Annotated in this window: 18 protein-coding genes and 1 tRNA gene; 8 read left to right on the forward strand and 11 right to left on the reverse strand. The window is 53.2% G+C overall.

The window, feature by feature from the left end; translation table 11 throughout:
* Positions 1-39 precede the first annotated feature (39 nt).
* On the reverse strand, positions 40-2,310 hold the full coding sequence (locus tag GW579_RS20510) for a TonB-dependent siderophore receptor (protein WP_165061459.1): 2,271 nt from the start codon (positions 2,308-2,310) through the stop codon (positions 40-42).
* Between the two features lie 233 nt (positions 2,311-2,543).
* Here GW579_RS20510 and fes point away from each other — a divergent pair, with 233 nt between their 5' ends.
* Positions 2,544-3,875, forward strand: a complete 1,332-nt coding sequence (fes, locus tag GW579_RS20515; RefSeq protein WP_420821559.1) for an enterochelin esterase — start codon at positions 2,544-2,546, stop codon at positions 3,873-3,875.
* On the opposite strand, the gene GW579_RS20520 is transcribed toward fes, so the two are convergent.
* From GW579_RS20520 to fepB, 4 genes are read right to left on the reverse strand one after another with little or no spacing between them, the layout of a single operon-like run.
* Entirely contained in the window at positions 3,864-4,667 is an 804-nt protein-coding gene (locus GW579_RS20520) for an ATP-binding cassette domain-containing protein (RefSeq protein ID WP_152327263.1), read from the reverse strand. The genes fes and GW579_RS20520 overlap by 12 nt on opposite strands.
* Positions 4,664-5,692 (reverse strand): iron-enterobactin ABC transporter permease, encoded by a 1,029-nt coding sequence (gene fepG / locus GW579_RS20525; RefSeq protein WP_165061465.1) that lies wholly within the window; start codon positions 5,690-5,692, stop codon positions 4,664-4,666. The genes GW579_RS20520 and fepG overlap by 4 nt, the downstream gene beginning before the upstream one ends.
* Before the next feature lie 2 nt (positions 5,693-5,694).
* Positions 5,695-6,729, reverse strand: coding sequence for a Fe(3+)-siderophore ABC transporter permease (gene fepD / locus GW579_RS20530; protein ID WP_165061468.1), 1,035 nt, complete (start codon positions 6,727-6,729; stop codon positions 5,695-5,697).
* 11 nt (positions 6,730-6,740) lie between these two features.
* Entirely contained in the window at positions 6,741-7,709 is a 969-nt protein-coding gene (fepB, locus tag GW579_RS20535) for a Fe2+-enterobactin ABC transporter substrate-binding protein (protein ID WP_165061623.1), read from the reverse strand.
* A gap of 277 nt (positions 7,710-7,986) precedes the next feature.
* Between fepB and tssD the strand changes: the two genes are divergently transcribed.
* The 3 genes from tssD to GW579_RS20550 are packed head-to-tail and all read left to right on the forward strand — an operon-like array spanning position 7,987 to position 9,367.
* On the forward strand, positions 7,987-8,478 hold the full coding sequence (tssD, locus tag GW579_RS20540; RefSeq protein WP_152327260.1) for a type VI secretion system tube protein TssD: 492 nt from the start codon (positions 7,987-7,989) through the stop codon (positions 8,476-8,478).
* 1 nt (position 8,479) lies between these two features.
* Positions 8,480-8,830, forward strand: coding sequence for a DUF2778 domain-containing protein (locus GW579_RS20545; protein WP_235937442.1), 351 nt, complete (start codon positions 8,480-8,482; stop codon positions 8,828-8,830).
* Positions 8,831-8,848: 18 nt separating this feature from the next.
* Entirely contained in the window at positions 8,849-9,367 is a 519-nt protein-coding gene (locus GW579_RS20550) for a hypothetical protein (RefSeq protein ID WP_165061471.1), read from the forward strand.
* 149 nt (positions 9,368-9,516) lie between these two features.
* Here the strand turns inward: GW579_RS20550 and GW579_RS20555 are convergent.
* Positions 9,517-9,593, reverse strand: a tRNA-Ile gene (locus GW579_RS20555).
* 142 nt (positions 9,594-9,735) lie between these two features.
* On the opposite strand from GW579_RS20555, the gene mug reads away from it, so the two are divergent.
* The gene (mug, locus tag GW579_RS20560; RefSeq protein WP_152324067.1) at positions 9,736-10,233 is read left to right on the forward strand and encodes a G/U mismatch-specific DNA glycosylase; all 498 of its coding nucleotides are present in this window, start codon (positions 9,736-9,738) and stop codon (positions 10,231-10,233) included.
* 82 nt (positions 10,234-10,315) lie between these two features.
* Here mug and rpoD read toward each other — a convergent pair whose 3' ends face one another.
* The 3 genes from rpoD to rpsU all read right to left on the reverse strand — a co-directional run bounded on the left by rpoD (position 10,316) and on the right by rpsU (position 14,446).
* Positions 10,316-12,154, reverse strand: coding sequence for an RNA polymerase sigma factor RpoD (rpoD, locus tag GW579_RS20565; RefSeq protein WP_095923569.1), 1,839 nt, complete (start codon positions 12,152-12,154; stop codon positions 10,316-10,318).
* 192 nt (positions 12,155-12,346) lie between these two features.
* Positions 12,347-14,095: a DNA primase gene (gene dnaG, locus GW579_RS20570; protein ID WP_152324066.1), complete on the reverse strand. Its 1,749-nt coding sequence runs from the start codon at positions 14,093-14,095 to the stop codon at positions 12,347-12,349.
* A 135-nt stretch (positions 14,096-14,230) separates the two neighbouring features.
* On the reverse strand, positions 14,231-14,446 hold the full coding sequence (gene rpsU / locus GW579_RS20575) for a 30S ribosomal protein S21 (RefSeq protein WP_001144069.1): 216 nt from the start codon (positions 14,444-14,446) through the stop codon (positions 14,231-14,233).
* A 315-nt stretch (positions 14,447-14,761) separates the two neighbouring features.
* Here rpsU and tsaD point away from each other — a divergent pair, with 315 nt between their 5' ends.
* Positions 14,762-15,775 carry a tRNA (adenosine(37)-N6)-threonylcarbamoyltransferase complex transferase subunit TsaD gene (gene tsaD / locus GW579_RS20580; RefSeq protein ID WP_152324065.1) on the forward strand — a complete coding sequence of 338 codons (1,014 nt, stop codon included), beginning with the start codon at positions 14,762-14,764 and terminating at the stop codon, positions 15,773-15,775.
* 76 nt (positions 15,776-15,851) lie between these two features.
* Here tsaD and plsY read toward each other — a convergent pair whose 3' ends face one another.
* Positions 15,852-16,481 carry a glycerol-3-phosphate 1-O-acyltransferase PlsY gene (gene plsY, locus GW579_RS20585; protein ID WP_165061474.1) on the reverse strand — a complete coding sequence of 210 codons (630 nt, stop codon included), beginning with the start codon at positions 16,479-16,481 and terminating at the stop codon, positions 15,852-15,854.
* 107 nt (positions 16,482-16,588) lie between these two features.
* On the opposite strand from plsY, the gene folB reads away from it, so the two are divergent.
* Both folB and bacA read left to right on the forward strand, forming a co-directional pair.
* Positions 16,589-16,945: a bifunctional dihydroneopterin aldolase/7,8-dihydroneopterin epimerase gene (gene folB, locus GW579_RS20590; protein ID WP_152324063.1), complete on the forward strand. Its 357-nt coding sequence runs from the start codon at positions 16,589-16,591 to the stop codon at positions 16,943-16,945.
* 185 nt (positions 16,946-17,130) lie between these two features.
* The gene (gene bacA, locus GW579_RS20595) at positions 17,131-17,955 is read left to right on the forward strand and encodes an undecaprenyl-diphosphate phosphatase (protein ID WP_152324077.1); all 825 of its coding nucleotides are present in this window, start codon (positions 17,131-17,133) and stop codon (positions 17,953-17,955) included.
* A gap of 75 nt (positions 17,956-18,030) precedes the next feature.
* On the opposite strand, the gene GW579_RS20600 is transcribed toward bacA, so the two are convergent.
* The gene (locus GW579_RS20600) at positions 18,031-19,266 is read right to left on the reverse strand and encodes a multifunctional CCA addition/repair protein (RefSeq protein ID WP_152324062.1); all 1,236 of its coding nucleotides are present in this window, start codon (positions 19,264-19,266) and stop codon (positions 18,031-18,033) included.
* Positions 19,267-19,279: the final 13 nt, after the last annotated feature.

The following is a 19,279-nucleotide window of genomic DNA, read 5'->3' on the forward strand; positions in this document are numbered from 1 at the left end:
ACCTTTGCAGGTGGCTTTTTTACAGGTCAGAGGCTGAGCTTAGAAGTGTGTGTTCAGGCTCATGTAGAAAGTCCGGCCCGGTTCGTTGTAGGTTGCTGCACCCGCGCCGTACATATAGGCGTTAGTGGTAGCGTTACCCACGGTCTGGGCATTACCCGCGCGGAACTGACGCTTGTCGAACACGTTATCAATACCGGCGGTTACGCTGACATTTTTAGTCGCAACGTAGGTGCCGCTCAGGCCGACCACTGAATACGGGCTGACTTCATTCTTCTCACTTCCGGTTACGGCTTCACCTTTGTAGTTGTATTTTTTCGGCTTCTGACGGCCATACCAGGTCAGGGTGGACTGCACGGAGAAATCTTCCGTTGCCTGCCAGCTCAGCGTAGAGTTGATCGTAAATTCAGGGATGATCGACAGATAATCGCCGGTCTCTTTGTTTTTACTTTCAATCATGTAAGTCCCGTTGTTATTCCAGGAAATGGTACTGGTGACCGGAATATTCAACGTCCCTTCCAGACCCTGAACGACGGCTTTAGGAACGTTTTGCCATTTATAAACGTCAGTGGTGCCCGTCGTTGATGTGCCGGTTGGCAGATAACCCGCCTCGATTTTGTTGCGGTAATCGTTACGGAAGTACGTCACGCCTGCCTGATAGCCGTTGCGGTGGAACTCAAGACCGATCTCTTTGTTGATGCTGGTTTCTGCATCGAGATCTTTATTCCCTACCAGATAACAGCCACCGCCGCTGGCGGCACAACCCTGGCCTTTACTGTAAAGCACGTAGTTCGGGTTGGTCTGATACAGGCTTGGCGCTTTGTAGGCACGCGCGATCCCCATTTTCAGCGTGAAGTCATCGCCCAGTTCCTGAGACAGGTTCAGGGAAGGACTCCAGTTATTGCCGACAATAGAATGATGATCGAAACGAAGGCCCGGAACCAGCATCGTGCTGTCGGTCAGTTCGATGTTATCTTCTGCAAACAGCGAGAAGATTTCCGCCTGCGAATACGGGCTGCGACCGGTGCTGTCGATACCGTCAATGGCACCGCCGAGCATAGACTGAACGTTGGAAGACGGGTCTTTCATCTTTTGCTGGTTCCATTCAGTGCCCAACGTGGCGGTTTGCGGCACGCCTAAATCAAACGGAATGCTGACTTCGCTGTGCGCAAGAATGTCGCCCAGCGCGATGGTGTTGAAGCTGTCGTCAGAGAAGATCCCCTCCGTGCCGCCCGCCAGACCTTCATCCATGCGTGAGTTACGGGTTTTTTCGTACTGCACATAGTTGGTGGTGGAAACGCCGTTGTCCCATGCGCCTTTGTACGTCAGGGCGTAGGACTGGCGGTAAATACGGTTGGTCTCTTTGCCGTACATACTTTTAACCAGCGCGCTGGTATTGGTGTTTTGCGTGTCACCGGCGTACAGGTTGCCCTGACGGCTGTTGGACACCTCAAACTCAAGTGACTGCATGCGGGCGAAATCCCAGTGCAGCATGGCGTCGATATTTTTATTGATGACGCCTTCGCGACCGGCCGGAACGGTGTCGGCATAGGTGCCGGTGCGTTCGGACTGATGGCCGTCGTTGATATACTGCGAATCAGCCTGTGTTTTGCTGTAGCCGCCAAACAGACGGAAACTGAACTGGTCGCTGAGCGGGCCGGACAGGCTGAAATCGGTGCGTTTCGTTGAACCTTCTTCTTTATGCTGTGGCGCGTTCATGTAGGTATTCCATGAGCCGTGCCATTCGCTGGTGTCTTTTTTGGTGATGATATTCACTACGCCGCCCGCCGCACCGTTGCCATAACGCGCGGCCGCCGGGCCGCGGATCACTTCGATGCGATCAATCATATCTGGCGGAACCCAGCTGGTATCGCCGCGGGTATCACGCTCGCCGCGCCAGCCCTGACGCACGGAGTTGCGGCTGTTCACCGGTAAACCGTCGATCAGGATCAGGGTGTTTTCCGGGCCCATGCCGCGGATATCAATCTGGCGGTTGTTCCCGCGCTGTCCGCTGGTGGAGTTACCGGTCAGGTTTACGCCGGGCATGGTGCGGATCAGTTCGTTGATGTCGCGTGCCGGTGGGCGTTTTTGGATTTCATCAGACGTAATGGTGGAAACACCCGGAGCCTGAAGGTTTTGCTGTGCAGCGGTGACGACCAGCGTGTCTTCGGTTTTTTTCGGCGTTTCAGCGGCCGTAGTCCCGGTTTCTGTTGCGGTTGTTGCGGAGGTTTCTGCTGCGCTGACGGGGAAAGTAAGCGCTGATCCCAGCCCGATTAAGGTTGCCAGCGAATAGTGTGGTAGCCTGCTTTTCATGTCGGATTCTGCCCTGAAATTCCATCCTTTCCTGAAAAATAGCGAGATTGAACAGGAGGATGGCCTGTTGTGTGTGTAGTTTTTGTTGACCCGCGTTACGGGCGGTAACACACTATTGCAAATAAAAACAATTATCAATTAGATTCCCATTCCTAATTTGTAGGGAAAGTGTAAAGCGCCATACCGGGAATGTTTTTTCTTGTCTGCCAGAAGGCTGTAAAGCGTAAAAAATGATGAAATATCAGCATCCGCAAAAACCTGCGGCTCAGGTCATGTTGTTGGAACCTCTGGCTGGAAGTGCCGCGTGGTGGAATGAAATTGCTGCGCGGGGAACGCCGTGGACGGAACCTTCGCGCGAAGGTTTTTATCGTGTGACGTTCTTCTGGCGGGATCCGCAGGGCAACGAAACGACTTCGGAGACCCAGCGTGTCTGGATCAACATCAACGGCATCACCGATCACCATCAGTCGTCGCCGCCGCAGAGTTTGCAGCGGCTGGCCGGAACGGATGTCTGGCACTGGCAGACCGAATTGCGTGCGGACTGGCGCGGAAGCTACAGCCTGATCCCACGTACCGAATCCGGCGCTGAATTTCCGCAAAATAACGATGACTATCAGAGCATGCTTGCCGCGCGTGAATGGTGGAAAAAACTCTTCCGCCACGCGACGCACGATCCGCTGAATCCGCATCGCCCGTGGCCCGGTGCAAAATCCCATGCGTTGTCCGGCCTGCATATGCCGGAAGCGTTGCCACAGCCCGCCTGGGAAGAGTTTGATCTTGATGGCCCGAAAGCGCCGCAAGCTCCGGCGGCGTTACAAACATTCCGCTGGAAAAGTGCGCGTCTGGGGAATATGCGAAACGTCTGGGTGTTTACCACCGGCGAAAGCCAGGAGCCTGCCTTGCGCCCGCTGGCGATCCTGCTCGACGGCCAGTTTTGGGCGAAACAGATGCCCGTCTGGCAGCCACTGACGCAGCTCACGCGCGAAGGGGCGCTGCCCGACGCGGTGTATGTGCTGATCGATGTTATTGATATTCAAACCCGCAGCCGCGAGCTGACCTGCAATCCGGAGTTCTGGCTGGCGGTGCGGGACGAGTTATTGCCGCAGGTGAAAAAACGGGCCGCGCACAGCGATAACGCGCAAAAAACGGTGGTCGCGGGGCAGAGTTTTGGTGGCCTTTCGTCGCTGTATGCCGGTTTGCACTGGCCTGAACGTTTCGGGTGCGTGCTGAGTCAGTCGGGGTCTTTCTGGTGGCCGCGCCGCCATCGTCAGCAAGCCCGTGATGCTCAGCAAGAAGCGGAAAGCATCCTGTCGCAGGTTGAAAAAGGGCTGGGGGAACGCAGCCATTTGAAAATCTTTATGGAAGCCGGCAGAAACGAAAAGCTGATTTATGACGTGAATAATCAGATGGAGGCGCTGCTGAAACCGACCCCCAATCAGGTGCGTTACCGGGTGCTGGAAGGCGGGCACGACGCGCTGTGGTGGCGCGGCGGTTTGCTCGACGGCCTGTGCAGTCTGTGGGATGAGACGCAGTGGGCCGCCGGAGATCCTCCGTCAAACGGCTAAATTGCCGAGTGGAATAATTAACGGCGTATGTGACACCGGGCAGTCGATGATTGAGCAACGCAATCCGAAAACCTGCTCAATCAGTTCCGGCGTCACGATATCGGCAGGCGCGCCTTCTGCGAGGATTTTTCCGTCGCGCATGGCGATAAGATGCCCGGCGTAGCGGCAGGCCTGATTCAGATCGTGCAGCACGACGACCAGCGTCCGGCCATTTTCCTGATTCAGGCGACACATCAACTCCATCAAATCAATCTGATGGGCGATATCCAGCCAGGTCGTCGGCTCGTCCAAAAGCAATAGCGGCGTTTGCTGCGCCAGCACCATGGCAATCCACACCCGCTGCCGCTGCCCGCCGGACAGTGAATTTACCGTGCTTTCCGCCAGTTCATAAACTCCGGTTGCCCGCATCGCGTCATCGACTGCCTGCGTATCCTGCGCATTCCAGCGGCTGAACAGATTCTGGTGCGGATAGCGCCCGCGACCGACCAGATCGGCCACCGTGATATCACCCGGCGCGGTCGAACTTTGCGGTAATAAGCCCAGCCTTTTTGCCACGTCTTTCGTGCCGTAATCGCCAATCAGTTTTCCGTCGAGAAAAACCGTGCCGGACTGCGGCTGCATCAGGCGGCTCAGCGTACGTAATAACGTCGATTTTCCGCAGGCGTTAGGCCCGATAATCACCGTTAGTTTTCCTTCTGGGATCGACACCGATAAATCCCGCGCAATGACTTTTTTGTCGTAACCGAGCGTCAGGTTCTGCGCATACAACGGTGAAAAATGTTCAGTCTTCATGAGCGGCGGGACTCCCGGATGAGCAAACCAATCAGATAGATACCGCCGAGACTGACGGTGAGCACGCCGACGGGCAGTTGATAAGGGAGGAAGAGACGTTGCGCCGCGACGTCTGCGGCGAGCAGCAGCAGTGCGCCGGTCAGCGCGGCAAAAAATAACGCGTGCTGCTGGCTGGCGCACAGGCGTCGGGAAATCTGTGGTGCCACCAGCGCGATAAAGGAAATGGGTCCGGCCAGCGCCGTCGCGGCGGCGGTTAATGCCACACCCGCCAGCATCAGTAGCAGGCGTGAACGTTCCACCGGGACACCCAGCGCGCACGCGGTATCGTCACCCATTTCCAGCAAACGCATTCGCGAGGAAAGCAGCCGGGCGAGGAACAGAGCCAAGACAATCAGGGCGATCACCGGCAGGCTTTTTTCCCATGTAATTCCGTTGAGCGAACCCGCATGCCATAACCCGGCGGTGAGCGCAGACTCAAGCGAGGCGTTGATAATCAGCCTGGTATTGCCCGCAATCAGCAGTGCACGCACACCGATACCGACGATAATCAGGCGGAAGGTTTCGACGCCCTGACGCCATGCCAGCGCATAAACCAGCAGCGCACTGACGATGCCTCCGGCCATGGCGCAGATCATGGTTTCAGCCGCGCTGGCGTTGAATAGCACGATGGCCAGCAGAACGCCGCTGTAGGCGCCGGTGTTAAAACCGATGACGTCCGGGCTGCCCAGCGGATTGCGCAGCAGCGACTGGAAAATCGCGCCGCTGACGCCCAGTGCCGCGCCGGTGATCAGTGCCATCACCACGCGCGGCAGACGCCACTGAGTCACAATAATATGCAGGTTTTTTGGGCCATCGCCCAGAAGGGCGCTGACGACCTGAGCCGGTTTCAGCGCCAGCGTGCCGCTGCCCAGCGCAAATATCGCCAGTAAGAGTGTGCATAAAGCTAACCCAAGCGCTGTCAGAAATGGCCGCGAAATTAGCGGGTTTTTTTTCAGCGTGCGGGATTCAGATAATATCTGGCTCATGGCTAACCTCTGCGCAATCCGCCGGGGCGGCGAACCAGAAAAATAAGCACCGGCGCGCCGATAAAGGCGACGACGACAGAAACCCGCAACTCACCGGCGACCAGTAGCCGTCCGGCGATATCTGCCGCAAGCAACAGCGTCGGCGTGAGGATCAGCGTCCACGGCAACAGCCAGCGGGGATCCGCACGGCAAATCCAGCGCGCCATATGCGGCACCATCAGCCCCACAAATGCGACAGGGCCGACGGCTGCTGTCGCGCTACCGCATAACAGCGTGATGGCCAGTAATCCCAGCAGCTGGGTCGTGATGATTTTAGTGCCCAGCGCGGTCGCCAGTTCACTGCCCATTGTCAGATTATTCAGGGAACGGGTCATCAGCAAGCTCAGGAAAATGGCGAAAAGGATCGGCGGTGTGACGGTGCGGATCACCGCCATGTTGCGGATATCCAGCGAACCGGCCTGCCAGAAGCGAAGCTGATCGTAAACCTGCGGATTCAGCAGGGAAATCCCCGACGAGAATCCTTCCAGAACGGCCGCCAGCGCAACGCCTGCCAGTGTGAGACGAACAGGGTCAAGCCTTCCGCGCCCGAGTGCACCAATCATGGCGACCAGCAACGCCGCTGATAAAGCTCCGGCAAACGAGAACCACAGATAACCGCTGACATCGGTGACACCAAAGAAGGCAATTCCGAGAACGACCGCAAACCCGGCACCGGCGTTAACGCCAAGAATACCGGGGTCGGCCAGCGGATTGCGGGTCAGGATTTGCATCAGCGCGCCTGATAATCCGAGCGCCATTCCCGCCAGTAAACCTGCCAGCGTTCTCGGCAGCCGGGCGTCGGTCACGATCACGCAGTCAGCACCGGTGCAGTGCCCGTTGAGTGCTGAAATCACGGTGCTGAAAGAAAGGGATTTCCCGCCCAGCAACAGACTCAGCGCCATCATCAGAACAAGCAGCAGCACGGCAAACAGTATTCCGGTGGCCTGTCGCGGAAATTGCCCCGGCGATGAAACGCGAGGCGCAGGAATTGCGTGCATACGACGAGGCATCAGCGGGCGGTGAACAGGGTTTCAAGCTGCGTCAGCATATTGCTGGCGCTGTAATAATCCAGCCTGAAAGTATCATCGCCCATCGCATAAACGCGCTTACCTTCTACTGCGGGTAATTTCGCGAGGAACGGATTGGTCAGCAGACGCTCAGCGTCGGTTTGACTGGCAGAGAACAGCAGCAGGGTCTGGCCGTTTAGCGCGTCAGGCATTTTCTCTCCGGAAAGCTGAATGATGTCATGACGTTTGCCCTGACTCAGGCTGGCGGCAATATTCAAAGGCACCAAGGCCAATTTAAACCCTAACTCTTGCAGCAACTGTCCCTGCGGCGAGACGGGGGTCCAGAGATTTGATGTTTTGCCATCGGCGCTGTAAACCAGCGCAGAAACAGGCTGCGGTGGCAGTTTTATAGCTTTTTTTAATGCAGCTTCGCGCGCCTCAAACCGGGCAATAACGGCAGCAGCATCGGCTTCCTTGCCGGTTGCCTGACCTAATTCCTTCGCCAGATCCTGCCAGCTTTTGTTGTCATAATTAACCACCATGACCGGCGCAATCGCGGACAGCTGATCATAAAGCTTCAGGGCGGAATCACCGCCGGTGGCCGCAATAATAATTAAGTCCGGAGCCTGACCGGCAATGGCTTCGGCATTCGGTTCGCCGATGTACAGACGTTCAACTCCGCGCTGTTTCGCGATATCTCCCCACTGGCGGAAGAAGCCCTGCTGATCGGCAAATCGGCTGTTTGGCCCGGAAGCCCCGCTGGCAATCACGGGCGCGTTGATGGCCAGCAATGTCCCTGTGACCGTCACGCTGGTGGACACAATTCGCTGCGGAGGTTGCTGCAATGTGAGGATGCCATGAGAAGTTTTTATCTCGCGAGGCCAGCCTTCCGCAAAGGCGTGAGTGGTGAAAATCAGTGATAAAAACAGCCCGGCAATCCCTGCAAAAATGCGAAAACCAGCGCTAATCATTGGATCCATTCCCTAATCTTTAATGTTAATGGTTCTCATTATTATATTTGAGCGAGGCCGGGTCAATCGCGGGAGGGGAGAATGAGGGTAAAGGTCTGGTTAAGAAGGGAGTTATGGTTTCTCGCTTAGCTTCTTTGAATCTGATTTTTGTTCCTATGCAAGATGCTTAATTCGCTAACAAACATCTGAAAATTTCAATTTTTTGAACTTGCATGCTGATGAACATTTCAGCAGGCGTATGTTTGCACAACTCAATAACTCACAGCAGGTGTTAAGAATGGCTATACCCATTTATTTATGGCTCAAAGATGATGGTGGTGCTGTGATTCGTGGTGGCGTAGACGTCAGGGGGCGGGAAGGGAGTATTGAAGTAACGGAAATTCAGCATAATGTTGTGTTACCGACGGATCGCCAAACAGGAAAAATAACCGGTACACGAATTCATACTAGTTATTATTTTGAGAAGGAAATTGACGATTCCAGCCCGTATTTATATAAGGCATTAACCACCGGGCAGCGATTGAAAAATGCCGAATTCAAGTTTTATTCGATTAACGATTCCGGTCAGGAAGTCGAATATTTTAATACGCTTTTAGAAGGTGTGCGCGTGACTTCCATTATGCCAGTAATGTTGGATATCAAAGCCCCTCTCTTTGAAAAAAAAGGCCATATGGAGTGTGTAGAATTCGTATATGAAAGAATAACGTGGCGGTACGTTGACGGTAATATCATTCACTCTGATTCGTGGAATGAAAGGAAAGGAGCTTAAGATGGCATGGGAATATGACCGCGCAAGCGGAACGTTAACGCATAACGGCACGGTGAAAACGACCGGTTATTCTGGCAAGGGGCACTACAAAAATCATCCTGAAACGGAAGCTATACACGCCCCGCATGGAAGTCCTGACGCCGCTCCACTTCCCTCCGGCAGTTACACTATCTCGGCGCCGTTTAATTCACATGTCACCGGCGCTTATGCTATGCGCCTGAATCCAAATAGTTCGAATACCATGTTCGGGCGGGGTGACTTTGAAATACACGGAGATAGTCGTCAACATCCGGGCGAGGCGCTGTGTTGTGATCGCGCCATCCGTCCGTCGAGAAATCTGGGCAAGTGGTGATCGTACGTTGAAGGTTAAATGATGAGGAAAATAACGCTAACGTTAATTGCCAGTCTTTTGCCACAGATTGGATATTGCCAGACGTCGTCGGATAGTCTGCATGAACGAGTCATATTTGCTATTGCTCATAATGACGCTGCCGCCTTAACGAGTCGTGACTATGAGGAGATTCAGAATAAAATTACACGCGGAGACACCGAGTACATATCTCTTTATCCTGAATTAACTCAGGAACCGTTTTTAGGTGCCGCTGCATTTCAGGAAGGCATCGATACAGCATTGGCGCTGGCGCTGACAGTTAATACGCCAGCAACTTTAAAGCAGGTTACGCCGCATAATATTAACATTGTCTGTGGAATGCCATTTATAGAACCCACGGAAAAAATGATTGAGCGCTATTACACCAGCGCACACGCGCAGTTAGCAGGAACAGGAAAGAGCGGAGCAGCGTGTCTCGATATTCTCGAAGGTCAGATGAAAGATATCAAAGCAGCGGATAAAGCTGGAAAAATGGAATGGGGAGAAGATGAGTACTGATCACTCTCACGGTAATTGGTCAGAAGAGTGGATAGGTTTTATTGCAGTCAACAACCGGTAAGCACTCTGATTATCCGTGCAAAAATCTCCGGTTTAAACTTTAAAAAAACAAAGGACTCACGTTTTTTGACGCAAGTCCTTGTTTAATTTGGTGGCCCTTGCTGGACTTGAACCAGCGACCAAGCGATTATGAGTCGCGTGCTCTAACCAACTGAGCTAAAGGGCCGAGGTGCGGGATTATACGGTAAACCTTGCTAACAGGTCTATATGTGTTCGGTTTGTATGCGCGTTTTGTGCACAGTTCTAGTATGTTGTGTTCGCAGACTTTTTTACCCATAACTCGAGCAAATACGTCTCAGGAAAACAATATGCTTACAGATATCCTCGTGGAGGATCTTCAGGTTGTGTTCTGCGGCATTAATCCCGGTCTTTCGTCCGCCCACAAGGGTTATCCTTTTGCGAATGGCAGTAACCGTTTCTGGAAAGTCATTCATCAGGCGGGTTTTACCGGGCGTCAGTTAGCGCCGGAAGAGTGGCAGCAGTTGCAGGATTTCGGTTGTGGTATCACGGCGCTTGTAGCGCGTCCGACGGTTGAAGCCAGCGAGCTAAATCGTGATGAACTGCGTGATGGCGGTGAGATGCTAAAAGAGAAAATCTTGCGCTATCAGCCGCGTGCATTAGCCATTCTGGGTAAGCAGGCCTTCAGCAAGGCGTTTGGCATCAGCAAAGTGAACTGGGGGCATCAGGCGCTGAAAATTGGCCGGACAGAGGTCTGGGTTTTGCCAAATCCCAGCGGGCTGAACCGTGCGACGCTCGATGAGCTGGTCGCTTCATATCGTGAGCTGTATACGTCGCTGAATCCCTGAATTTCTGGTGAATCCGGATAAAAAAAGCCCCGCCATTTCCAGAGAAAGGCGGGGCTTTTAATGGCTGACAGCCTGAGGACGATTAATCGTCCAGGAAGCTGCGCAGCACTTCGGAGCGGCTTGGGTGGCGCAGTTTACGCAACGCTTTCGCTTCGATCTGACGGATACGTTCACGGGTAACGTCGAACTGTTTGCCCACTTCTTCCAGAGTGTGGTCAGTGTTCATGTCGATACCGAAACGCATACGCAGAACTTTCGCTTCACGTGCGGTCAGGCCAGCCAGAACGTCATGCGTCGCAGAACGCAAGCTTTCAGACGTTGCAGAATCCAGTGGCAGCTCGAGGGTAGTATCCTCGATGAAATCACCCAGATGCGAATCTTCATCGTCGCCGATTGGCGTTTCCATGGAGATTGGCTCTTTCGCGATTTTCAGTACTTTACGGATTTTGTCTTCCGGCATCAGCATACGCTCAGCCAGCTCTTCCGGCGTAGGTTCGCGGCCCATCTCTTGCAGCATCTGACGGGAAATACGGTTGAGTTTGTTAATCGTCTCAATCATATGTACCGGGATACGGATGGTACGCGCCTGGTCGGCGATGGAGCGGGTGATAGCCTGACGGATCCACCAGGTCGCATAAGTTGAGAACTTATAACCACGGCGATATTCAAACTTATCAACGGCTTTCATCAGGCCGATGTTACCTTCCTGGATCAGGTCGAGGAACTGCAGACCACGGTTGGTGTATTTCTTGGCGATAGAAATAACCAGACGTAAGTTTGCTTCAACCATCTCTTTCTTCGCGCGACGGGCTTTCGCTTCGCCGATCGACATGCGACGGTTGATATCTTTAACCTGCTCGATAGTCAGGCCAGTTTCTTCTTCGATCTGACGCAGTTTCATCAGGCCGCGCTGTACATCTTCGGTGACTTCTTTCAGCTTCTCAGACCACGGTTTACCCATCGCCAGAGCTGCATCGAACCAGGTATCGCTGGTTTCGTTACCGGCGAACAGATTGACGAAGTTTTTCTTCGGCATTTTGCACTGTTCAACGCACACTTTCATGATCAGACGTTCCTGAGCACGAACGCGATCCATCATGGAACGCATGCTGTTGACCAGAAAATCGAACTGTTTTGGCACCAGACGGAACTGCTTGAACACATCAGAAAGTTTCAGGATTTCTTCTGCTGCGCTCTTGTGACTACGGCCATTTTTCTTGATGACCAGACGCGTCGCTTCATGCTGTTCACGCAGTTCGGTAAACTTCTGGCGAGCCAGTTCCGGGTCGATGCTGTTGTCGTCTTCAGCATCGTCGTCTTCATCTTCGTCTTCGTCGTCATCATTCTGCTCTTCAGTGGTCAGTTCAGAACCCACGTGAGTTGCAGTTGGCGCGATTTCTTCTTCGGCGTTAGGGTCAACAAAACCCGTGATCAGGTCAGACAGACGAACTTCACCTGCTTCAACACGGTCATATTGCTCTAACAAATAAGTGATAGCTTCAGGATATTCAGCAACGGAGCACTGGACCTGATTGATACCGTCTTCGATACGTTTGGCGATGTCGATTTCGCCTTCACGGGTCAGAAGTTCAACGGTACCCATCTCGCGCATATACATACGCACAGGGTCGGTGGTACGGCCAATTTCAGATTCAACGCTGGAAAGTACCTGCGCCGCCGCTTCTGCAGCGTCTTCGTCGGTATCAGGGCGGTTTTCGGCCAGCATCAAATCATCGGCGTCCGGTGCTTCTTCAAGTACCTGGATGCCCATGTCGTTAATCATCTGGATGATGTCTTCGATCTGGTCGGAATCGACGATATCTTCCGGCAGATGGTCATTGACCTCAGCATAGGTCAGATAGCCTTGCTCCTTACCACGGGTGACAAGTAGCTTAAGCTGTGACTGCGGGTTTTGCTCCATAAGACGGTATCCACACTTCAGAGTATTTGGGTTGGTGTCGGTCGGGTAACATCGCCAACAATAACGTTAGGGGCGTTTATTGTGCCGCGGCCCACCAGGGCGGCTCTGCGCAGGGCCATGCCCCGCTATATATCGGCACTTAAGCCGTGTTTTCTGTGGTAACGCCTGAAGCCTTACCTTTATATGTTTTTGTTAACTCTTTCTCGCTAACACCTGATTCAGGGAACTGACTTCTGTACGTTCCTCTGGACTCAGGCCATGCGTCCTGGCTTTTGCTATCAGGGTTTCAAGCCGCTGCTCTAAAATAGAGTCATACAGGCTGGCCAGCGTGGCACGAAATTCTTCTTCGACCATCTCCTCTACGATCATGTGGTTCCATGTCGCCAGAGTTTCAAGTTGCTGGTAGAACTTATTGTCACGATACAGTTCCAGTAATTGGCCTGTTGTGAGCCCTGGCTGGGCTAAGCAAGTAGTCACTAACTCGCTGAACAGATCTAATCCTGGTTGCTTCGCTTGCTCCAAACCTTGCAGCGAGGGTATAAGTGTAGCCAGTTGTGGGTTTTGTACCAGTAACCCTATAAGTATACGCATGGTTGTGCGTTTTAGCTGGGGCGCCTGGTAGACATTGCTCCCTTCTGCCTGTTTAGGCATCAGCTTTTCTAACTGGCTGTCATCTAAAATGCCGAGCTTATTCCCTAACTGCTGACGCAAATACATCCGTAACGTTTCACCGGGAACCTGGCGGATCAGCGGCAATGCCAGCATGCTCAATTTGGTCCGCCCGTCAGGGCTGCTCAAATCAACCTGCGGCATCAGCGAATCAAACAGGAAAGTGGAAAGCGGCATTGCCTGTTCCATCCTTTGTTCAAACGCATCTTTGCCTTCTTTACGCACCAGCGTGTCCGGATCTTCGCCGTCGGGTAAAAACATAAAACGCAGCTGACGGCCATCGTTGAGATACGGCAATGCCGTTTCCAGTGCGCGCCACGCGGCTTCACGCCCCGCGCGGTCACCGTCATAACAACAAACGATGTTATCCGTGCTGCGGAACATCAGCTGAATGTGGTCCGCCGTCGTGGAGGTTCCCAGAGACGCAACGGCATAATCGATGCCGAACTGCGCCAATGCGACGACGTCCATATACCCTTCAACGACCAGCAAACGTGCCGGAGAAGGGGCTTTCAGCTGTGCTTCATACAGGCCGTACAACTGGCGGCCTTTATGGAAAATCTCGGTTTCCGGTGAGTTCAGGTATTTCGGCGTATCGTTGCCCAAAACCCTGCCACCAAATGCAATCACACGGCCACGTTTGTCGCGTATCGGGAACATCACCCGTTCACGAAAACGATCATAGCTTCGTCCGTTGTCATTGGTGACCAACATACCGGCGTCGATCAGAGACGCTTTATCATCGGCATTCTTACCGAAACGCTTTAACACGTTGTCCCAGCCCGGTGGGGCGAAACCGATGGCAAAATGATTGATGACGTCTTCACTTAAACCGCGCCGGGCAAGATAGTCTCTGGCCGGTGCACCCGCCGGTTGTTTAAGTGATTGCTGATAGAACTCGCTAAGCGGTGCCATCAGCTGGTAGAGGCTTTGACGCTGATGACGCTCCATCTGAGTCGGGCCAGTGCCTGCTTCATACGGCACTTCCAAACCTTGCATTGTCGCCAGTTCCTCAATGCTTTCGACAAACTCCAGTCTGTCATAGTTCATCAGGAAATCGACGGCATTGCCGTGGGCACCACAGCCGAAACAGTGATAAAACTGCTTATCGCCATTTACGGTAAATGAGGGTGTTTTCTCATGGTGGAAAGGGCAGCACGCGTGATAATTTTTACCCTGTTTCTTGAGCTTTACACGAGCGTCGATCAAATCGACGATATCGATACGAGCCAGCAAGTCATTGATAAATACGCGCGGAATTCTCCCAGCCATAAGCCCCTTACTCACTAGCCTATAAACGAGAACAAGCCGCGCATTCCTTTCGGAAAGCACGGCCTTCGTATGCTACTACGCAGTCTGCGCGTTCTTGATATTGCAAATCACGCGATTTGGGGTTGCCCCCGAAGATTAATACAGACGAGTGCGGCGTGCGTTTTCGCGAGCCAGTTTCTTGGCGTGGCGTTTTACTGCAGATGCTTTAGCGCGTTTACGTTCGGTAGTCGGTTTTTCATAGAATTCACGACGACGAACTTCTGCCAAAACACCTGCTTTTTCGCAGGAACGCTTGAAGCGACGCAGAGCTACGTCGAACGGCTCGTTTTCACGTACTTTAATTACAGGCATGTGCCTCTCACCTCGATAAAATCGGTTTGTTTGCTGATGTTGTACCAGCACATTTCAAAATGGTGCGGAATTTTACTCCAATTCGCGTCGTCTTGTAAAGCACAACGGCAAATTGAAGCGGGCGCCTTTTGCAACCCTTCTGCAACATAGTGCGCTCGCTTTTGCGTCGGGCGGCGATTATATACCAATCAATCCAAATTGCTCGACATTAATTGCCGGCCGCGTGAGGAATTCCTACACCAGTGCAGCACTGGTCGGGGCTTGTGTGCTAAACTGCGCGCCGCGAGTTAGCGCGAAACTATGACGGAAAGAGTGATGCGAGTACTGGGTATAGAAACGTCCTGCGATGAAACCGGAATTGCAGTTTATGACAGCGAAGCCGGTCTGTTAGCCAACCAACTGTATAGTCAGGTAAAACTGCATGCAGATTACGGCGGTGTTGTGCCTGAACTGGCCTCGCGTGACCATGTACGTAAAACAGTACCGCTTATTCAGGCTGCGCTGAAAGAGGCCGGGCTGACCGCTCAGGATATCGATGGCGTGGCGTATACCGCCGGTCCGGGGCTTGTCGGTGCGTTGCTGGTCGGCGCAACCATCGGGCGTTCTCTGGCGTTTGCCTGGAATGTGCCGGCGGTGCCTGTTCATCATATGGAAGGCCATTTGCTGGCCCCAATGCTGGAAGATAATCCGCCTGATTTTCCGTTTGTCGCCTTGCTGGTTTCTGGTGGCCACACGCAGTTAATCAGCGTGACAGGCATCGGTGAATATACCCTGCTGGGTGAGTCCATCGACGACGCCGCAGGCGAAGCATTTGATAAAACAGCCAAATTATTAGGGCTGGATTATCCTGGCGGCCCGTTGCTGTCGAAAATGGCGGCGCAAGGTGTTGCCGGGCGATTTACGTTCCCGCGTCCGATGACCGACCGTCCGGGGCTGGATTTCAGTTTTTCCGGCCTGAAAACATTTGCCGCCAATACGATCCGCGGTAATGACGGCGATGCCCAAACCCATGCCGATATTGCCCGCGCATTTGAAGATGCCGTGGTGGATACGCTGGCCATTAAGTGTAAACGCGCACTGGATCAGACCGGTTTTAAGCGCCTGGTCATGGCCGGTGGTGTCAGCGCAAACCGTACGTTGCGCGCGAAATTAGCCGAAATGATGTCTAAGCGTGGAGGCGAAGTATTCTATGCTCGCCCTGAATTTTGTACCGATAACGGTGCGATGATCGCTTATGCGGGTATGGTGCGCCTGAAAACGGGTGCAACGCCGGACTTAGGGGTGACCGTACGCCCGCGCTGGCCGCTGGCTGAGTTGCCGCCAGTCTGAGCGGGGCTGCGTTGTTAAACTAGGGCAAAAAAAACGACCTTCATTGAGGTCGTTTTTTTGTGTCTGAAATCTGACGTTATTCTGCTTTTTCGTCTTTCGCGGCTTTACGCTTTTTCTTCAGCTTATCCCAGATTTTCCCTTCCTGACCGCGCCACAAACGCTGAATATTGTCGTGATGACGCAATAAAATCAGGCAGGAAAGCATGGCGACCGGGAATGTGAATTCAGGTTTAAACCACCAGACGTAGAAAGGTGCGATGAGCGCACTGACAATCGCGCCCAGCGAAGAGTATCCGCTGAGCAGTACGGTCAGAAGCCATGTGCCGGTCATCAGGCCGGTTAAGTCCCAGCCGATAGGTGCAATGGCACCGAAAGCGGTGGCCACGCCTTTGCCGCCTTTAAAACGGAAGAAAACCGGGTAGATATGGCCGACGCACGCCGCAATGGCGGTCAGACCGAGATACATCGGAGGAATGTTCAGACGGTACGCCAGCCAGACGGGCAGCATGCCTTTGAGGACATCGAAAATCAGAACGGCCGCTGCGGCCACACGTCCACCCAGGCGCAAAACGTTCGTAGCACCGGGATTGCCAGAACCTGCCGTGCGCGGATCCGGTAAGCGGGCGACCCGGCAGACCAGAATCGCACTCGAAATTGAGCCGCAAAGGTAGGCGAAAATAATCATTCCAAGCGCGGTAGCACTCATAAAGCCGTTCCGTCTAATAAGGGTCGTTTTAATCGCAACATCCATGGATAATACGCATTTTCTGCTGGAAGTGGTATCCGGCTGGGCCAAAAACAGAGAATCGCGTGATGGATATCGTATTTATTGAGCAACTAAATGTAATCACCACTATTGGCGCTTACGACTGGGAACAGACCATTAAACAGAAACTGGTGTTCGATATCGAAATGGCGTGGGACAACCGAAAATCCGCCGTCAGTGACGATGTTAATGACTGTTTAAGCTACGCCGATGTCAGTGACGCCGTCATAGAACATGTCTCCTCACAGAATTTTGCCCTGGTTGAACGTGTTGCCGAAGAAGTGGCGGCGCTGCTCCTGGCGCGTTTTAACTCGCCGTGGGTACGCATTAAGCTCAGCAAACCCGGCGCGGTCGCGCAGGCGGCGAACGTTGGCGTGGTGATTGAGCGCGGAAAACGCAGTTAAATCCTGCCCTGAATAAAATTCAGAATCCGGTCGTATTTTAATTGTCATAAAAAAGCGTTAAAAGAGCACTCGGGGCTACGGGGCACCCTTTGCAGAAGCGGCGCAGATGAGCCGCTTTTTTATTGTTTGTTGTTTTAGCTGTTTTTTCCGATTAGCGGATACTTAATAGGGTTGGGTCGATAATGATTGCTGAAAGTCATTCATTGCTTGTAGCGGCTATTTTGGGTGTTGTTGAAGGGCTGACGGAGTTCCTGCCTGTCTCCTCGACTGGTCACCTGATTATTGTGGGTAATCTCCTGGGCTTTACGGGAGATACGTCGAAGTCCTTTGAGGTGGTTATTCAGCTGGGATCGATTCTGGCTGTGGTTGTGATGTTCTGGCGTCGATTGTTTGGCATGATTGGCCTGCATTTTGGCAAGCCACCAGCTCATGAAGGCACGGGGACGCGCCGTCTGAATCTCGGGCATATTATTTTGGGGATGATCCCGGCGACCGTACTAGGTTTGCTTTTGCATTCACAAATTAAATCTCTTTTCGAGCCTAAATACGTCATGTACTCGCTGGTTGTCGGCGGTGTTTTACTGATTGCCGCTGAATTGCTAAAACCCAAAAAACCGCGCGCGGAAGGGCTCGATGACATTACCTACGTGCAGGCGTTTATGATTGGCGTTTTCCAGTGTCTGGCGCTCTGGCCGGGATTTTCCCGTTCGGGTGCAACCATCAGCGGCGGGATGTTAATGGGCATCAGTCGTTTTGCGGCGTCTGAGTTCTCCTTCCTGCTGGCGGTGCCAATGATGATGGGCGCGACGGCGCTGGATTTGTATAAGAGCTACAGCTTCCTGACCATGGCCGATTTGCCGATGTTCGCGACCGGTTTTATCAGCGCATTTATCATCGCGCTGATTGCCATTAAAACCTTCCTGGCGGTGATTAAGCGTATTTCGTTTATCCCGTTTGCTATCTATCGCTTCTTTGTTGCGATCGCCGTGTACTATGTCTTTATCGCCTGATAATTGCTTAGCGCAACAATAAAAAAGCCCCGCAGGATATTCACCCTGCGGGGCTTTTTTGACAGATGATACGGGTTAACTCGCCACTTCCTGCTTTTGTTTCCAGTCTGCCAGTGCTTGTGTCCGGCGCTTTTTAAGCTCATCGCGGATTTCTATTCCCTGAAAACCGGCATCCAGCACCTCTTTATTGCTAATGCTGCTCGCCACTTTGAAGGCTTCGCGCAGGTAATCACCCTGCGGATAAGGGTTATTTTCGAACGTTGTACGCCCCCGTGCGTCAGCTTCGCTGGTCATGATCATCTGTTCCAGACGCTGCGGTTTACGCCAAACGTCGATGGTATCGAACAGTTTCAGCAAGGTTTCCGGGCGCAGCTTATTCACGGTGTGGATGAGGTCATGGAACTCGGCCACCAGTTTTGCCAGATCGCGGATATGTGTCGGCACTTTCAGGCGCTGACAGATATTCTCCACCAGTTTCACACCCGCCGGACCGTGGCCATGATGAGCCGGCCAGAATTGCGGCGGGGTCAGCGCTTTGCCCACATCATGGCAAAGCGCTGAAAAACGTACATCCACTTCCGGCGTCAGTGTGCTGGCGATTTTCAGTGTCATCAGCGTATGAATGCCGGTATCAATTTCCGGATGCCATTTCTCCGGCGCGGGCACGCCAAACAACGCATCGATTTCAGGGAATAACACTTTCAGCGCACCGCAATCCCGAAGCACCTGGAAATACACCTGCGGATCCTGCGTTTGCAGTGCCTTTTCGGTTTCTTTCCAAACGCGTTCTGCCGTCAGGGCTTCCAGCTCACCGCTTTCGGCCATCTGTTGCATCAGCGTCTGTGTTTCAGGGGCAACGGTAAAACCTAAATGAGCAAATCGCGCCGCGAAACGGGCTACGCGCAGAACGCGTAACGGATCTTCTCCAAACGCATCTGAAACGTGGCGCAGCAGGCGCAATTCGATATCACGCTGGCCGTGATAAGGGTCGAAAAGTTCACCGCTGTCACTTTTGGCGATAGCGTTAATAGTCAGGTCACGCCGCATCAGATCCTGCTCGAGCGTGACATCCGGCGCGGCATAACAGGTAAAACCGTTGTAGCCTGAACCCGATTTTCTTTCCGTCCGCGCCAGCGCGTATTCATCATGAGTTTTGGGATGCAGGAACACCGGGAAGTCTTTGCCGACCTGCTGGTAGCCATTTTCCAGCATGTATTCAGGCGTTGCGCCGACCACCACCCAATCGTGTTCAGACACAGGCAGGTTTAATAAACTGTCTCGGACTGCGCCGCCGACCAGGTAAATCTCCACGCAATAACTCCTG

The organism is Rahnella contaminans, assembly GCF_011065485.1.
Taxonomy (GTDB): Bacteria; Pseudomonadota; Gammaproteobacteria; order Enterobacterales; family Enterobacteriaceae; genus Rahnella; species Rahnella contaminans.

Bases quoted from the DNA above. Each gene is read 5' to 3' on its own strand.
- fepG (WP_165061465.1), bottom strand. From the start codon at position 5,692: ATGAGCCAGATATTATCTGAATCCCGCACGCTGAAAAAAAACCCGCTA.
- dnaG (WP_152324066.1), bottom strand. From the start codon at position 14,095: ATGGCTGGGAGAATTCCGCGCGTATTTATCAATGACTTGCTGGCTCGT.
- mug (WP_152324067.1), top strand. From the start codon at position 9,736: ATGCTTACAGATATCCTCGTGGAGGATCTTCAGGTTGTGTTCTGCGGC.
- plsY (WP_165061474.1), bottom strand. From the start codon at position 16,481: ATGAGTGCTACCGCGCTTGGAATGATTATTTTCGCCTACCTTTGCGGC.
- fes (WP_420821559.1), top strand. From the start codon at position 2,544: ATGAAATATCAGCATCCGCAAAAACCTGCGGCTCAGGTCATGTTGTTG.
- folB (WP_152324063.1), top strand. From the start codon at position 16,589: ATGGATATCGTATTTATTGAGCAACTAAATGTAATCACCACTATTGGC.
- GW579_RS20510 (WP_165061459.1), bottom strand. From the start codon at position 2,310: ATGAAAAGCAGGCTACCACACTATTCGCTGGCAACCTTAATCGGGCTG.
- rpoD (WP_095923569.1), bottom strand. From the start codon at position 12,154: ATGGAGCAAAACCCGCAGTCACAGCTTAAGCTACTTGTCACCCGTGGT.
- fepB (WP_165061623.1), bottom strand. From the start codon at position 7,709: ATGATTAGCGCTGGTTTTCGCATTTTTGCAGGGATTGCCGGGCTGTTT.
- GW579_RS20545 (WP_235937442.1), top strand. From the start codon at position 8,480: ATGGCATGGGAATATGACCGCGCAAGCGGAACGTTAACGCATAACGGC.
- rpsU (WP_001144069.1), bottom strand. From the start codon at position 14,446: ATGCCTGTAATTAAAGTACGTGAAAACGAGCCGTTCGACGTAGCTCTG.
- tsaD (WP_152324065.1), top strand. From the start codon at position 14,762: ATGCGAGTACTGGGTATAGAAACGTCCTGCGATGAAACCGGAATTGCA.
- tssD (WP_152327260.1), top strand. From the start codon at position 7,987: ATGGCTATACCCATTTATTTATGGCTCAAAGATGATGGTGGTGCTGTG.
- GW579_RS20550 (WP_165061471.1), top strand. From the start codon at position 8,849: ATGATGAGGAAAATAACGCTAACGTTAATTGCCAGTCTTTTGCCACAG.
- fepD (WP_165061468.1), bottom strand. From the start codon at position 6,729: ATGCACGCAATTCCTGCGCCTCGCGTTTCATCGCCGGGGCAATTTCCG.
- GW579_RS20520 (WP_152327263.1), bottom strand. From the start codon at position 4,667: ATGAAGACTGAACATTTTTCACCGTTGTATGCGCAGAACCTGACGCTC.